Source organism: Sphingobium chungangianum, assembly GCF_977014255.1.
This window is the reverse complement of record NZ_CDRNIV010000006.1, coordinates 1,326,203-1,340,112: the sequence shown is the minus strand read 5'-3', so window position 1 is coordinate 1,340,112 and position 13,910 is coordinate 1,326,203. Positions and strand designations below refer to the sequence as shown.

Here is a 13,910-nt window from a genome sequence, read left to right as displayed (position 1 = left end):
CAGCGCTTCTGTGTCGCGCGCTGGCCCTGGATCAATCGCTTAGCTTAGCTCGCAGGCGGAACCGCAACCGGCTGAAACGCTGTCTTGCGGCTCTGCTGATCGACCCAAACGCTCCAGAATCCAGCGACGTTGGCCCAATTACCCGTCACCTGGGCCAGCGCCGCCTTGGCCCCCGCAAGATCGCCCGAACGCGCGAGAGCTATGCCAAGCCGCGCATTGGCCTTCCCCTGATCAACCCCACCCTTCGACAGGGCCAACCGGTACATCTCGACCGCTTGCGGGAACTGGCTGAGCGAAAAATAGCTGTCCGCCACGGCCAACGCCGCCGACCCATCCTTCGCGCCTGTGGCCTTCTTCGCCGCAGCGGGCAGCGCCGCGATTTCCTTGGCGGCCTTTGGCGTGACGCTCTTCATCAGGCTGGCGGTCGCGGCCTGTGCTTGCGTCAGCTTGCCCGCCGAACGCCCCGCTTCGATGATGGCTTTCGTTTCAGCATAATTGCCCGCCTTTTCAGCGAGCTGCGCATAAGCCTGATAGTCCCGTTCACTCGCCATCGCGCCGTTCGCCGCCTGTAAGCGATACAGGTCCAACTGCAGCTGCGCGTCTGTGCCGGGCGCCGTCAGATAGTTGGCAAGCGCCGACCGCCATTCCCCCGCCGAACCATAATGGGTCAGCCGCTCGCGATAGAGCGAACCAACCTCCGCCCAATCCCCGGCCGCATAGGCAAGCGAGATCGCCCGGTCATACCAGGCCGCAGGAATCGCCTGTCCTGACGCCCGCTGCCGAGCCAGTGCATCTTGCACGAAGGGGCGCGCTTCTTTGGCCTTGTTCTTGCGGAGGTAGATGTCGGCGCGCAGCATCGTCGCGTCGATCCCATCATAACCCAGCGTCTTGGCATAATCGAGCTGCGCGAACGCGTCGTCATAATTGCCAACCACATAGGACAGATAACCCGCGACGTAGCGCAATCGCGGCGCATCCTTCTTGGGCACGGAATTGGTCTTGAACATGTCCGTCAACGCGATCCGCTGCGCCTGGAAATTCTGCCTGAGCACGGCCAGCTCGAACCGTAGCCCTGCCGCTGCATAGGCCTCATAATCGCTCGTCGGCGTCAGGCCGCTGATCTGCGCCTGCGCCGTACTGACGTCGCCTGCCTTGATCGCGCTGTCGGCTGCTTGAGCCGCTGCACGAAACCCTTCGCTCATGACGATGACCGGCCCGCTGGCCGACGCCTTTTTCGCCGCCGCTGGCATTGCAAAAGCCGCGACGGCGGTGATCGCAAGAAGGCCTGATTTCAGCATGGATTGTCGCAGCGCGATCATGTCGGCCGTCCCCTTTTATGTCGTGCGCCGTCTGGCGCAGGTCCCTGTTATGTCGATGATAGGAAAGAAGGTGCGCCCATCACCCGATCGGCGCACCCTGTTTCAAATCAGGCCTTGGTGGCCAGATAGGCCAGCCAGAGATCGGCAATCTTCTTGCGCGTCCCGGCCTGAACCGACTGGAACGCCGCCTTTGCCGAAGCGACATCGCCGCCCAGTGCCTTGGCGATGCCCATGCGCGTATTCACTTCGTCCACATCGACGCCGCCCTTCTGCTTGGCGAGGTCGAACATCGCAGCCGCCTTGGCATAATCGCCATAGCCGAGGTAGGCGTCCGCCGTGGCCGCCGCGATCTTGCCAGTGGCAGCCTTGCGGGCATCGGCTTCCGCGGAAGCCAGCGATGCCTTGTCGCCCGCAATCTTCGGCGTTGTGGTCTGGTACAGGTCCGCACCTGCCGTGCCCTTCAGCACGCCCTTGGCGCGGCCCTGATCGATCGCCGACTTTACCTCGCCATAGATGCCGGTCTTTGACGCCATTTCACCATATTCAAGGAAGTCGCCCGCGACCACCAGGCCGCCCGATGCAGCCATCAAGCGGAGAACATCCAGATTCTCGCGTGCCGTGATGTTGGGGTTGGATTGCTGGAACAGGCGGATGAGCGTGCGAAGATTCTCGCCGTTGGGGGCCGCCTGATAAGCCAATGTCGCCCATTCGGTCACTTCGGGCAGGCGCGATGCCGCCGCGCGGCTCACGCCGATCTGATACCATTGGGCTGGCACCTGACCGCCCGCCGCCTTGGTGGCGTCGGCGGCGGCCTTCAAGGCGGAAAGGCCCTTCTGGTTAAGGCCGCGAGCGGGTTCAGCGGAAGGATTGGCCGTCCCTGCCTTCCCGAAATAGGCCTGCGCCAGCGTCGCGTTGACCGCTTCAGGCTTGTAGCCCGCCTGAGCCGCCGCCTGCGCCCGCTGGATCGCCAGATCATAATTCTTCGCCTGCATCGCCTGATCGGCGGCAACCGCGTTGAACTGTCCGACCTGGTCCGCCGGGGTGAGGCCGCTGTCCAGCATCTGCGTTAGCGCTTCGCTCTGCATCGCGCTGTCCTTGGCGGCGATGGACGCATTCAGCTTGACGGCACCAATCTGATATTTGTCATCGTTCGACTTGGCCTTGCTGTCTGCATCGGCCAGCGCCGCCTTGGCTGCGGCAAAGTCATTCTTCGCCGCCGCCGTCTGCGCTGCCTGCAATGCCTTTATCACATCGGGAGAGACGTTGAGCTTGGGCGCGCCGCCCTTCTTCTCGTCCTTCTTCGCCGCCATCGCGGGCGCGGAAATGGCGCCTCCAGCCAGCGCGAGCGTCAGCGCGAGCGCCACGGGGGATACAAAACGCATGATCATCTTCTCCTCTGCGCCTTGGGGAAAGGCGCCCTTGATTAAGCGCCGATTAGGGGGCGGCGCGTGAATGACGTTTGAACATCGTATATGCAGCAGTTTTCCGCCTGTCAGCCCTTTCTTACAGCTTGATCTGACGCGAGCGCGCGTGCGCGCGAGGGGTGACAGAATTGTTTCGCTCCGCTAGTGCATGAGCAACGAAACAGTTCCATCCAAAAAGAGAATCGCATTGACCGACGAGACTGCCCTCGCCGACCCCTCGGACATCAGCCCCATCTCCATCGTCGATGAGATGAAGGCCAGCTATCTCGACTATGCCATGTCGGTCATCGTCGCTCGCGCCCTGCCGGATGTCCGCGACGGGTTGAAGCCGGTGCACCGTCGCATTCTCTTCTCGGCCCATGAATCGGGCTTTCAGCACAACAAGCCCTACCGCAAGTCGGCCCGCATCGTCGGTGACGTGATCGGTAAATATCACCCGCATGGCGACAGCGCGATCTATGACGCCTTGGCGCGCATGACGCAGGACTGGTCCATGCGCGTGCCGCTGATCGATGGTCAGGGAAACTTCGGTTCCATGGACCCCGATCCGCCAGCGGCCATGCGGTACACCGAAGCGCGCCTAGCCAAGGTCACGACCGCCCTGCTGGAGGATCTCGACAAGGACACCGTCGATTTTCAGCCCAACTATGACGCTTCGGAAAGCGAACCGCAGGTCCTGCCCGCCCGCTTCCCCAACCTGCTCGTCAACGGCGCGGGCGGCATTGCGGTCGGCATGGCGACCAACATCCCGCCGCATAATCTGGGCGAAGTGATCCGCGCCTGCCTCGCCTATATTGATAATCCGGCGATCACGATCGATGAACTGATCCAGATCGTTCCCGCCCCTGACTTCCCGACCGCCCCGCTGATCCTCGGCCAATCCGGCGCCCGCAATGCCTATCATACCGGCCGTGGCTCCATCATGATGCGTTCGCGCCATGTGATCGAGGAAGGGCGCGGCGACCGCCGCTCCATCGTTCTGACCGCCATTCCCTATCAGGTCGGCAAGAACGGCCTCGTTGAAAAGATCGCCGAAGCCGCCAAGGACAAGCGGATCGAGGGCATCAGCGATATTCGCGACGAATCGAACCGCCTCGGCGTTCGCATCGTCATGGACCTGAAGCGCGACGCCACACCGGAAGTCGTGCTGAACCAGCTCTGGCGCAACACCCCCGCCCAGTCGAGCTTCCCGGCCAACATGCTCGCCATTCGCGGCGGCCGCCCGGAATTGCTCAACATCCGCGACATTATCGAGGCGTTCGTCCGCTTCCGCGAAGAGGTCATTACCCGCCGTACGAAGTACGAACTCAACAAGGCTCGCGATCGCGCGCATATCTTGCTGGGTCTCGTCATCGCGGTCACCAACCTCGACGAAGTCGTCCGCATCATCCGTGGATCGGCCAGCCCCGCAGAGGCGCGCGAAACCTTGCTCGCCCGCGATTGGCCGGTGGCGGAAATCGCGCCCTACCTGAAGCTGGTCGAAGCGATCGAAACTGAAGCGAGCGGCGAAACATACCGCCTGTCGGACATTCAGGTCCGCGCCATCCTCGACCTCCGCCTCCATCGCCTGACCGCGCTTGGCCGTGACGAGATCGGCAATGAACTGGCCGAACTGGCCGCAGCCATTGCCGAATATCTCGCAATTCTCGGCGATCGTCAGAAGCTTTACGCCGTCATGCGCGAAGAGTTTGAGGCGATCGAACGCGATTTCGCCACCCCGCGCATCTCGGAAATCACCGCTGCCGCCGACGGTATCGAGGACGAAGACCTGATCGAGCGCGAGGAGATGGTCGTCACCGTCACCGTGCAGGGCTATATCAAGCGCACCCCGCTCGAAAGCTTCCGCGCCCAGGCGCGCGGCGGCAAGGGCCGCTCCGGCATGGCGACCAAGGATGAGGACGCGATCACCGAACTGTTCGTGACCTCCACGCACACGCCGGTCCTCTTCTTCTCCACGGCGGGCAAGGTCTATCGCATGAAGGTCTGGCGCCTTCCCGAAGGCGGCCCGGCAACACGCGGCCGCCCGATGGTGAACCTGCTGCCGCTCGGCCCCGGCGAAACGATCCAGACCGTCCTGCCGTTGCCAGAGGATGAGGACAGCTGGAAGGACCTCCACGTCATGTTCGCGACCGCGAACGGCACCGTGCGCCGCAACAGCATGGACGCCTTCGCCAACGTGCCAAGCAACGGCAAGATCGCAATGCGCTTCGATGAGGGCAGCGAGGATTGCCTGATCGGCGTGGCGCTGCTCAGCGAAGAGGATGACGTCCTTCTCGCCACCCGTCAGGGCAAGGCGATCCGCTTCAAGGCGACTGACGTCCGCGAATTCCAGAGCCGCACGTCAACCGGCGTGCGCGGCATGACGCTGAAGAAGGATGACGAGGTCATCTCGCTCTCCATCCTCCACCGCTCCGGCGCCAATCAGGAAGAGCGCGACGATTATCTCCGCTTCGCCCCCTGGAAGCCCGAAAAGGAAGGCTCGCCGCAGATGAGCGAGGAGCGTTTCGCCGATCTACAGGCGAAGGAACAGTTCATCCTCACCGTCTGCTCCAATGGCTACGGCAAGCTGTCCTCGGCCTACGACTATCGCCGCACCGGCCGTGGTGGTCAGGGCATCACCAACATCGACAATATCGGCCGCAACGGCCCGGTTGTCGCCAGCTTCCCCGCGCGCCACGGCGATCATCTGATGCTCGTCACCGATCAGGCAAAGCTGATCCGCATGGGCCTCGACACGCTGCGCGTCATCGGCCGCAACTCGGCAGGCGTACGCCTATTCAACGTATCCGACGACGAACATGTCGTCAGCGCCGCGAAGATCGAGGAAAGCGACGAGGAAACCGAAGTCAGCACCCCCGCAGGCCTCGAAACCTCACCCGAAGTCAGCCCCGAATCCGACCCGGACCTCACCGAAGAGTGACCGACCTCTTCGCCTACAAGATCCTGACCAAGGATCAGTATGACCAGCTAAAGACCGACGGCGTGTTCAAAGGAGCACCCGTTGATCTCGCCGACGGCTACATCCACATGTCCACCCGCGAACAGGCCGCCGAAACCGCCGCCAAACACTTCGCGGGCCAGGACAATCTGGTGATGCTAATGGTCGACCTAGCCCCTTTCGGCGAGACGCTGAAATGGGAAGAGTCACGCGGCGGGGCGTTGTTTCCGCACCTTTATAGCGACCTGCCGCTGAGCGCGGTCGCGGGGAAGGTGGTGCTGCGGTTGGATGAGCAGGGGAAGCACCTGTTTCCGGCAGGGTTTTAATCCCGTTCGTTTCGAGCAAAGTCAAGAAATGCTCAGCGACGCGCACCTCTCCCCCTCCCGTCATTCCCGCGAAGGCGGGAGGCCATCTCCAGACATGTCACCTAGACCCTGCTTGTGGGAGATAGATTCCCGCCTTCGCGGGAGTGACGAAGTGGAGTGGGTAGCGGACTGGTAGATTTACAATCGTGGCATTGTTATGAGGAATGCAATTTACTGCGCTGGGGCTGCGGAAGGCAGCAATTTGCAGTACCCGACCATCTTGGTTTCAAATCGGTAGTCACCATTGTCGGTGCGGATGGCCGTGCCGAACCGCGCATTGTAGGGCGATGGCGAAAGCATCGCATCGGCCAGAGATATCCTTAACAATTGAACACTCGCCACTTTTGCATCGCTTGCATTACCGAAAACCCACTCGCGCGCAGGTCCGCTCTCGCCAATAAAGCTGTTATGGCTGATGGGCGGCTGTTTGGTATTCAAGCTCTTGGCCATCTCGACCCCCAATGGCACCTTTATAACGGGTATATCACCAGCCGCCACGGAGCCGTCCGCAGGGCGGTTAAAGAAGCATTGAAGCAGCATTGCGGAAGCGAGAACAGCACTCATGCGTATGGTCCAAATTCTTCGATTGTCGCGACTGACTTCGTGCCGCGAGGATCAGCATTGCCGCTTCTGATCGACAAAGCAATGCATCGCTCGCTTAGTCGGCAGTTGCCGACAAACGGCAGCTTTCGAGGATACGAACTCACCCACCCAATGACCGCCTATCGTCGCTAGCGATCAGTTGCTCCTCTCCATCCGCACCACCCTCCCAATCTTCACCCAATAATCAAACCCGCCCCACCTAATCCGCCGCGAACAAGCCGCCGCCAACTGCATGCCCCAATGCACCCAGCACACCGCAAACGGCGCCAACACATCCCACCAAAGCGACCGCCGCGCCGTCCGAGCCTGCTCCGGGTCCACCACCCCCGCGATGATCCGCCGCCGCGCCAACGCCCGGCTAATCGCCGCAGCATAGCCCACCGCCAGAGCGCCCCAACCGCCCCAACCCAAAGCCCAAACCCAGCCCAAAGCCTGTACGCCCACGACGGCGGCAGCAATCCCCCACATCCCCGGACTATTCGTCCAGATATGCCGATACTGCCGCACCCCAAACGCAATCGCACCCCGCACCTCCATCGGCGAAGCCACCAGCAAATCCCGCACCGGCCGCAACCGCAGCTTCGCGCGCCACCCGGCCAGCCCGATCGCCATGTCATCCGACAACCGCCCCGCCAGCGCCGCATCCAGATCGAGCCGCTCCGCCACCTCCCGCGTCAGGGCCATAGCTCCACCCCAGGGCATGGTCGCGCCAGCAGCCCGAGGCAAAGTCGCCAATTGCATCTCCACCGCCCCCACCAGCGCGGCCACCGCACTTCGCTCGGGCAACAGCAAGCGATAGCCAGTCACAATATCCGCCTTCCCCCGCACCAGAGGAAAGAGCAACCGCCCCACCAGCCGCACCGGCGGCTCAATATCCGCGTCAACGAACACCAGATAGCGATCCTCCGGCCGCAAAGCCCGCAAAGCCGCCCGCAACTTATGAACCTTCTGCCCCTCGTCCACCGCGACACCCGCCCGGACAAGCTGCACCCAATCTCCCTCCCGCGCCGCCAAAGCCTCCGCCGCCGCGCACCCGCCACTCGAAGCAATCACCAACCGAAACCGAGCCGTCTGCGCCTTCAACCGCGCAATCAATTCCGCCCCGCCATCCCAGTCATCCCGCACCGACAACAGCACGACCACACCCTCGGGCGCCTCCTCCTGCCGGTCCACGGGCAGATGCCGCCAATAGTTCAGCACCCCCAGCAGCGTCAGCCCCTGCAACAGCACCCACGCCCAAAAGGCCCAACCCATCGTAAATCCAAGCCCTTTACCGCCCCGACCGCTGCTGTATGACGCTTGGCAAGATGCTCTCCAACCCTTTTCTCTTCACCCTCCTGCGCCTGCTCCCCGCATCCATCGCCTCATGGCTGGGCGGATGGCTGTCGGCGAACGTCGCACGCAGGACCATGAAGCTGCGGGACCAGCGCGCCCGCGCCAACCTCGCCCTCCTGCGCCCGGACCTGGACGAAACTACCCGCGAGGCCATGCTCACCCGCCGCTGGTTCAATCTCGGTCGCACGATGGCGGAACTCGCCAATATCGACCGGCTCGTGAACAACCGCCATGTCAGCATCACAAACGAACCGGCCTATCGGGAAGCGCTGGCCTCGCCCCGCCCCATGATCTTTCTGACCACGCATATCGGCAACTGGGATTTGCTCGCCGCCCATTTGAAAGCGTCAACGGATCGGCCCGGCCTCGGCGTCTACGACCCTCCTTCCGACCCTGCTCAGGCCAAGATGCTGAAGCGGGCACGGGAAAGCTATATGGGTGAAGCCATCACCGGCAGCGGCGCCGCCCGATCGATCCTGCGTCACCTTGCGGAAAAGGACAGGGCGATGCTCTACATCTTGGTGGACGAACGGAGGGATCGACAGGTCTGGTTCCCGCGCTTCGGCAGAAATGTGGAACCGTCGGGAAATCTTTCCATCGCGCTACGCCTCGCCCGGCGCAGCAACGCCCGCTTCCTGCCGTTCACCCTGGCAAGGACCCAGGGCGCTCATTTCCGTCTCGATTGGCACCCGCCGCTTGATCCGCTGGTCATGGACGAAACCGATCTGCTGGATCAGGTCGATGCCTTCCTGGGCAAAGCCTGCATCGACCATGCGGACCAATGGCTCGCCCTGCATGACATGGATTTGACGACGCCTTGAGTAGCACGGAGCATATGGTTCTCGGTGACCTCACCCGCTAAAGCCCCCAAATGTCCCGACTCGCCATCAAGATCTGCGGCCTTTCCACACCCGATACGGTCGGCGCAGCTATCCGCGCTGGCGCGACCCACCTCGGCTTCGTCCATTTCGCTAAAAGCCCACGCCATGTCGAAGCGGACCAGCTGCGCGCACTCACCTCAACCGTCCCCGCCCATATCGAGCGCGTCGCCGTCCTAGTCGACCCCACCGACGAAACCCTCGCCGAACTCACGGCAACAAACGCCCTCACCGCCCTGCAACTCCACGGCAAGGAAAGCCCCGAACGCACCGCCGCCATCGCTAAGCGCTTCAACCTCCCCGTCTGGAAAGCCATTTCCGTAAAAACCCGCGCCGACATCGACGCTGCAAAAGCCTATACCGGCGCGGCCGACCTCCTGCTCTTCGACGCCAAGACACCGGACGGCGCGGCGCTGCCCGGCGGCATGGGCTTACGCTTCGACTGGACCCTGCTGCGCGGCGTCCCCATATCCATGCCCTGGGGCCTTTCCGGAGGTCTCGGCATCGACAATGTCGCCGAAGCGATCCGCATCACCGGCGCCCCGATGATTGACGTTTCTTCCGGCGTGGAAAGCGCGCCGGGCATCAAGAGTGTGGACAAGATCATGGCCTTCTGCAAAGCGGCACAGCAATCATGACCATCAACAATTCCCTCCGCTCGCAACCCGATGCTTCGGGCCATTTCGGCTCCTTCGGCGGCCGCTATGTCGCGGAAACGCTTATGCCGCTCATCCTTGAGTTGGAGAAGGTCTATAAGGAAGCGAGGCAGGACCCCGCTTTCGAGGAAGAGTTTGAGGAACTGCTGCGCAACTATGTCGGCCGTCCCAACCCGCTTTACTATGCCAGCCGCCTGACCGAAGCGCTCCGCGCCGATGCGCCCGAGGGTAAAGGCGCGAAAATCTATCTGAAGCGCGAAGAACTCAACCATACCGGCGCGCACAAGATCAACAATTGCATCGGCCAGGCGCTGCTCGCCCGCCGCATGGGCAAGAAGAAGGTCATCGCCGAAACCGGCGCGGGCCAGCATGGCGTCGCCACCGCGACGGTCGCCGCCCTGTTTGGCATGGAATGCAAGATTTTCATGGGCGCGAAGGATGTCGAGCGCCAAAAGCCCAACGTCTTCCGCATGAAGCTATTGGGCGCGGAAGTCATCCCCGTCGTATCCGGATCGCAGACGCTCAAGGACGCGATGAACGATGCCCTGCGTCACTGGGTCTCGAACGTCCACGATACCTTCTATATCATCGGCACGGCGGCAGGCCCGCACCCCTATCCGGAACTGGTCCGCGACTTCCAGTCGGTGATCGGCCGCGAAGCGCGCGAGCAGATTCTCGAAATCGAAGGCCGCCTGCCCGACATGCTGATTGCTCCGGTCGGCGGCGGCTCGAACGCGATCGGCCTCTTCCATCCGTTCCTCGACGATGTCGAGGTCAAGATGATCGGCGTGGAAGCCGCAGGCGAGGGCCTCACCGGCAAACATGCCGCGTCCCTCGCAGGCGGCGCGTCCGGCATCCTGCACGGCAATCGCACCTATCTGCTCCAGGACGAAGACGGCCAGATCACCGAAGCGCACAGCATTTCGGCGGGTCTCGACTATCCCGGCATCGGCCCGGAACATAGCTGGCTGCACGAGATCGGCCGCGTCGAGTACATGCCGATTACCGATGACGAAGCGCTCGCCAGCTTCCAGAAGCTCGCCGCTCTCGAAGGCATTATCCCGGCGCTTGAGTCCGCCCACGCCATCGCCAGCGCAGAAAAGGTCGCGCCGACCATGGACGCGGACCAGATCATCATCGTCAACCTCTCGGGCCGGGGCGACAAGGACATCTTCACCGTCGCCGACGCGCTGGGAGTGGAGATGTGAGCGGGTTTCCCAACATCTCAACCCCTCCCCCGTTCGGGCTGAGCTTGTCGAAGCCCATCACTTCTCTCAAAGAAAGAAAAGCCCTTCGACATCTGAGCGAGACAAGTGGCTCGTTCAGACAGGGCGAACGGATGTTGGAAATTCACTGTGACCGCTGACCGCCTCGCCACCCGCTTCGCCACCTGCAAGGAAGCAGGCCGCGCCGCCCTCATCACCTTCGTGACCGCAGGCGACCCGACCGTTGCCGCCACCCCGGCAATCCTTGACGCGCTCGTCGCGGGCGGCGCGGACATCATCGAACTCGGCATGCCCTTCACCGATCCGATGGCGGACGGCCCCGCGATCGAACTCGCAAACCTGCGCAGCCTCGGGTCAGGCACGAAGACGAAGGATATCTTCCACCTCGCCACCACCTTCCGCGCCCGCCACCCGCATATACCGCTGATCCTCATGGGCTATGCCAATCCCATGCTGATCCGCGGCTCCGAATGGTTCGCAGATCAGTGCCGCGAAGCAGGCGTGGATGGGGTGATCTGCGTCGATGTCCCGCCAGAAGAGGACGCGGAGATCGGCCCACCCCTGCGCGCGGCAGGCGTTCACCTGATCCGCCTTGCCACGCCGACCACCGACGCGGCCCGCCTGCCCGCCGTGCTCAACGGCGCCAGCGGCTTCCTCTACCATGTCGCCGTCGCAGGCGTGACCGGCAAGCAGCAGGCTGCGCAGGCCGTCGTCGAGCAGGCGGTGGAGAAGCTCAAGGCCGCAACCGACCTCCCCATTGCAGTCGGTTTCGGCGTGCGCTCCGCCGAGCAGGCAGCCGCCATCGGCCGCGTCGCAGACGGCGTCGTTGTCGGGTCAGCCATTGTCGACATAGTCGGCTCGCACGGCGATGCCGCCGCGCCCTTCGTTCAGGAGTTCGTCGCCACATTGAGCGGCGCTCTCAAAGCCAACAGCCCCCATTTCCGGGAGACCGCCGCATGAGCTGGATCAACCGCGTCCGCAAGGCCGTTCCCTTCCTCGCAAAGAAGGAAACCACCGCCGAGACGCTGTGGCACAAATGCCCGTCCTGCACCGAGATGATCTTCATCAAGGAGTGGGAGGATAATCTGTCCGTCTGCCCGCGCTGCGACCATCACGGCCGCATCGGCCCGTCTGAACGGTTCGAGCAGATTCTCGACGCAGGCTTCATCCTGCTGCCCACCCCGCCGGTGCAGGAAGACCCGCTCAAGTTCCGCGATTCCAAGCGCTATCCCGATCGCATAAAGGCTGCCCGCGCGCAGACAGGCGATCAGGACGCGCTCATCAACGCCCGCGGCGCGATCGACGACGTTCCGCTGGTCATGGGCGTCCAGAACTTCGCTTTCATGGGTGGTTCCATGGGGATGGGTGTGGGCGCTGCCTTCATCCAGGGCGTGAACGAGGCCATCGGGCACAAATGCCCCTATGTCATTTTCACCGCAGCAGGCGGCGCGCGCATGCAGGAGGGCATATTGTCTCTCATGCAAATGCCGCGCTCTACTGTCGCCATCCAGAAGCTGCACGCTGCGGGCCTCCCTTATATCGTCGTCCTTACCGACCCGACGACCGGTGGCGTCACCGCAAGCTACGCCATGCTGGGCGACGTCCAGATCGCCGAGCCCAATGCACTGATCGGCTTCGCGGGCCAGCGCGTCATCGAAAGCACGATCCGCGAAAAGCTGCCGGACGGCTTCCAGCGCGCCGAATATCTGCTGGAACATGGCATGCTCGACATGGTCGTGCATCGCAGCGAATTACGCGACACGCTGGCCCGAGTGATCGGCTATCTAGCCCCTCGCGCAGCCGCCTGACGCGATCGCGCGAGGAACATAGGGCCATGCCCGACCACGCCATTTCGGACGACCCCGCGGTCCAATCGCAGCTGGACCGCCTTGCCACGCTGTCGCCGGGCGCGGACATATTGGGTCTCGAACGCATCACCAGCCTGCTTGATAGGCTCGACAATCCGCACCGCGCGCTGCCGCCCATCTTCCATGTCGCAGGCACCAATGGCAAAGGATCGACCTGCGCCTTCTTACGCGCTGCGCTCGAAGCGGACGGCCGAAGCGTCCACGTTTTCACCTCCCCCCATCTCGTCCGTTTCAACGAACGCATCCGCATCAACGGCCAGCTGATCAGCGACGAAGCGCTCGCCCACTATCTCTCCCGCGTCCTTGACGTGGCCGAAGGCATCGGCGCAAGCTTCTTCGAAGTCACCACCGCCGCCGCCTTCCTCGCCTTCGCCGAGCATCCTGCAGACGCCTGCATCCTTGAAGTAGGACTAGGCGGCCGTCTCGACGCTACCAATATCATCGAAAACCCCGCCGTCTGCGGCATCGCCCAACTTGGGATCGACCATCAAGCCTTCCTCGGCAACACGCTGCGCGCCATAGCGGCGGAGAAGGCGGGCATCGCCAAACCCGGCGCCGCCCTGGTAACCCAGCGCTATCCCGAGTCACTCGCTCCCGCGATGCGCGAAGCCGCCAGCCGCGCACGCACCAATTGGCTCCCCATGGGCCAAAGCTGGGACGCCGCCAGCTACCGCGACCGCCTCCACTATCGCGACGAACAAGGCCGCATCGAAACCCCGCTCCCCCGCCTCCCCGGCGCGCATCAGGTGCAGAACGCCGCCCTCGCCTTCGCCATGCTGCGCCATCAAACCGCCCTGCCCGTCAGCGAAGCCGCGCTCAAAGCCGCCCCCCTCTGGGCACACTGGCCCGCCCGGCTCCAACACCTGGACCACGGCCCCCTGCTCGCCCCACTCCCCCCAGAAAGCGAAGCCTGGCTCGACGGCGGCCACAATGCCGGAGCCGGAGAAGCCATCAGCGCCTTCTTCATCGCCGACAAGCTCGCCGGACGCAAGCTGCACCTCATCATCGGCATGCTCGCCAACAAGGATGCCGAGGCCTTTCTCGCCCCCTTCGCCGGACGCATAGCCCACATCCACGCGCTGCCCGTCCCCGGCCACGAGCATCATCCCGCCAGCCGCTTCGCCGCCATCGCGGAGCGCTGGGGCATCGACTGCACAGCACACGCAGATCCCGCCGCGGCCATCCACGCGGTCGCGGCGTCATGCAAAACCGAAGCCCCGCTCCTGCTCATCGCCGGGTCGCTCTACCTCGCAGGCGAAATTTTGCGCCTGAACGAGCAATATCCCGACTGAATCTAC

At 63.4% G+C, this 13,910-nt stretch carries 12 protein-coding genes; 8 read left to right on the top strand and 4 right to left on the bottom strand.

All coding sequences use genetic code 11. The features are described 5' to 3' along the window. Positions 1-44: 44 nt before the first annotated feature. Positions 45-1,319 carry a hypothetical protein gene (locus ACWNC0_RS13745; RefSeq protein ID WP_449472298.1) on the bottom strand — a complete coding sequence of 425 codons (1,275 nt, stop codon included), beginning with the start codon at positions 1,317-1,319 and terminating at the stop codon, positions 45-47. A 107-nt stretch (positions 1,320-1,426) separates the two neighbouring features. Beyond that, positions 1,427-2,707: a hypothetical protein gene (locus tag ACWNC0_RS13740; protein WP_449472297.1), complete on the bottom strand. Its 1,281-nt coding sequence runs from the start codon at positions 2,705-2,707 to the stop codon at positions 1,427-1,429. Between the two features lie 223 nt (positions 2,708-2,930). Between ACWNC0_RS13740 and gyrA the strand changes: the two genes are divergently transcribed. Both gyrA and ACWNC0_RS13730 read left to right on the top strand, forming a co-directional pair. Beyond that, a complete protein-coding gene (gyrA, locus tag ACWNC0_RS13735; RefSeq protein ID WP_449472295.1) occupies positions 2,931-5,663 on the top strand; it encodes a DNA gyrase subunit A in 2,733 nt (910 codons plus the stop codon). Next, positions 5,660-6,007: a DUF952 domain-containing protein gene (locus ACWNC0_RS13730; RefSeq protein ID WP_449472293.1), complete on the top strand. Its 348-nt coding sequence runs from the start codon at positions 5,660-5,662 to the stop codon at positions 6,005-6,007. Before gyrA ends, ACWNC0_RS13730 begins: the two co-directional genes overlap by 4 nt. A 210-nt stretch (positions 6,008-6,217) precedes the next feature. On the opposite strand, the gene ACWNC0_RS13725 is transcribed toward ACWNC0_RS13730, so the two are convergent. Both ACWNC0_RS13725 and ACWNC0_RS13720 read right to left on the bottom strand, forming a co-directional pair. Then, positions 6,218-6,610, bottom strand: coding sequence for a hypothetical protein (locus ACWNC0_RS13725; protein ID WP_449472291.1), 393 nt, complete (start codon positions 6,608-6,610; stop codon positions 6,218-6,220). Between the two features lie 174 nt (positions 6,611-6,784). Continuing rightward, entirely contained in the window at positions 6,785-7,903 is a 1,119-nt protein-coding gene (locus ACWNC0_RS13720) for a glycosyltransferase (RefSeq protein ID WP_449472289.1), read from the bottom strand. A 53-nt stretch (positions 7,904-7,956) separates the two neighbouring features. Between ACWNC0_RS13720 and ACWNC0_RS13715 the strand changes: the two genes are divergently transcribed. From ACWNC0_RS13715 to ACWNC0_RS13690, 6 genes are all read left to right on the top strand, one after another. Continuing rightward, entirely contained in the window at positions 7,957-8,805 is an 849-nt protein-coding gene (locus tag ACWNC0_RS13715; RefSeq protein WP_449474621.1) for a lysophospholipid acyltransferase family protein, read from the top strand. Between the two features lie 50 nt (positions 8,806-8,855). Next, complete coding sequence (locus ACWNC0_RS13710) at positions 8,856-9,500, top strand: phosphoribosylanthranilate isomerase (RefSeq protein WP_449472287.1); 645 nt, start codon at positions 8,856-8,858, stop codon at positions 9,498-9,500. Next, positions 9,497-10,726 carry a tryptophan synthase subunit beta gene (gene trpB, locus ACWNC0_RS13705; protein WP_196226182.1) on the top strand — a complete coding sequence of 410 codons (1,230 nt, stop codon included), beginning with the start codon at positions 9,497-9,499 and terminating at the stop codon, positions 10,724-10,726. The genes ACWNC0_RS13710 and trpB overlap by 4 nt, the downstream gene beginning before the upstream one ends. A gap of 147 nt (positions 10,727-10,873) precedes the next feature. Further along, on the top strand, positions 10,874-11,704 hold the full coding sequence (gene trpA / locus ACWNC0_RS13700) for a tryptophan synthase subunit alpha (protein ID WP_449472284.1): 831 nt from the start codon (positions 10,874-10,876) through the stop codon (positions 11,702-11,704). Then, a complete protein-coding gene (gene accD / locus ACWNC0_RS13695; RefSeq protein ID WP_449472282.1) occupies positions 11,701-12,552 on the top strand; it encodes an acetyl-CoA carboxylase, carboxyltransferase subunit beta in 852 nt (283 codons plus the stop codon). The genes trpA and accD overlap by 4 nt, the downstream gene beginning before the upstream one ends. A gap of 26 nt (positions 12,553-12,578) precedes the next feature. Beyond that, on the top strand, positions 12,579-13,904 hold the full coding sequence (locus ACWNC0_RS13690; protein WP_449472280.1) for a bifunctional folylpolyglutamate synthase/dihydrofolate synthase: 1,326 nt from the start codon (positions 12,579-12,581) through the stop codon (positions 13,902-13,904). Positions 13,905-13,910 lie beyond the last annotated feature (6 nt).

What these genes read in the sequence shown, in the direction of transcription:
- ACWNC0_RS13745 (WP_449472298.1), bottom strand. Translation starts at nt 1,319, where the DNA reads ATGATCGCGCTGCGACAATCCATGCTGAAATCAGGCCTTCTTGCGATC.
- ACWNC0_RS13740 (WP_449472297.1), bottom strand. Translation starts at nt 2,707, where the DNA reads ATGATCATGCGTTTTGTATCCCCCGTGGCGCTCGCGCTGACGCTCGCG.
- ACWNC0_RS13725 (WP_449472291.1), bottom strand. Translation starts at nt 6,610, where the DNA reads ATGAGTGCTGTTCTCGCTTCCGCAATGCTGCTTCAATGCTTCTTTAAC.
- ACWNC0_RS13720 (WP_449472289.1), bottom strand. Translation starts at nt 7,903, where the DNA reads ATGGGTTGGGCCTTTTGGGCGTGGGTGCTGTTGCAGGGGCTGACGCTG.
- ACWNC0_RS13715 (WP_449474621.1), top strand. Translation starts at nt 7,957, where the DNA reads ATGCTCTCCAACCCTTTTCTCTTCACCCTCCTGCGCCTGCTCCCCGCA.
- ACWNC0_RS13710 (WP_449472287.1), top strand. Translation starts at nt 8,856, where the DNA reads ATGTCCCGACTCGCCATCAAGATCTGCGGCCTTTCCACACCCGATACG.
- trpB (WP_196226182.1), top strand. Translation starts at nt 9,497, where the DNA reads ATGACCATCAACAATTCCCTCCGCTCGCAACCCGATGCTTCGGGCCAT.
- accD (WP_449472282.1), top strand. Translation starts at nt 11,701, where the DNA reads ATGAGCTGGATCAACCGCGTCCGCAAGGCCGTTCCCTTCCTCGCAAAG.
- ACWNC0_RS13690 (WP_449472280.1), top strand. Translation starts at nt 12,579, where the DNA reads ATGCCCGACCACGCCATTTCGGACGACCCCGCGGTCCAATCGCAGCTG.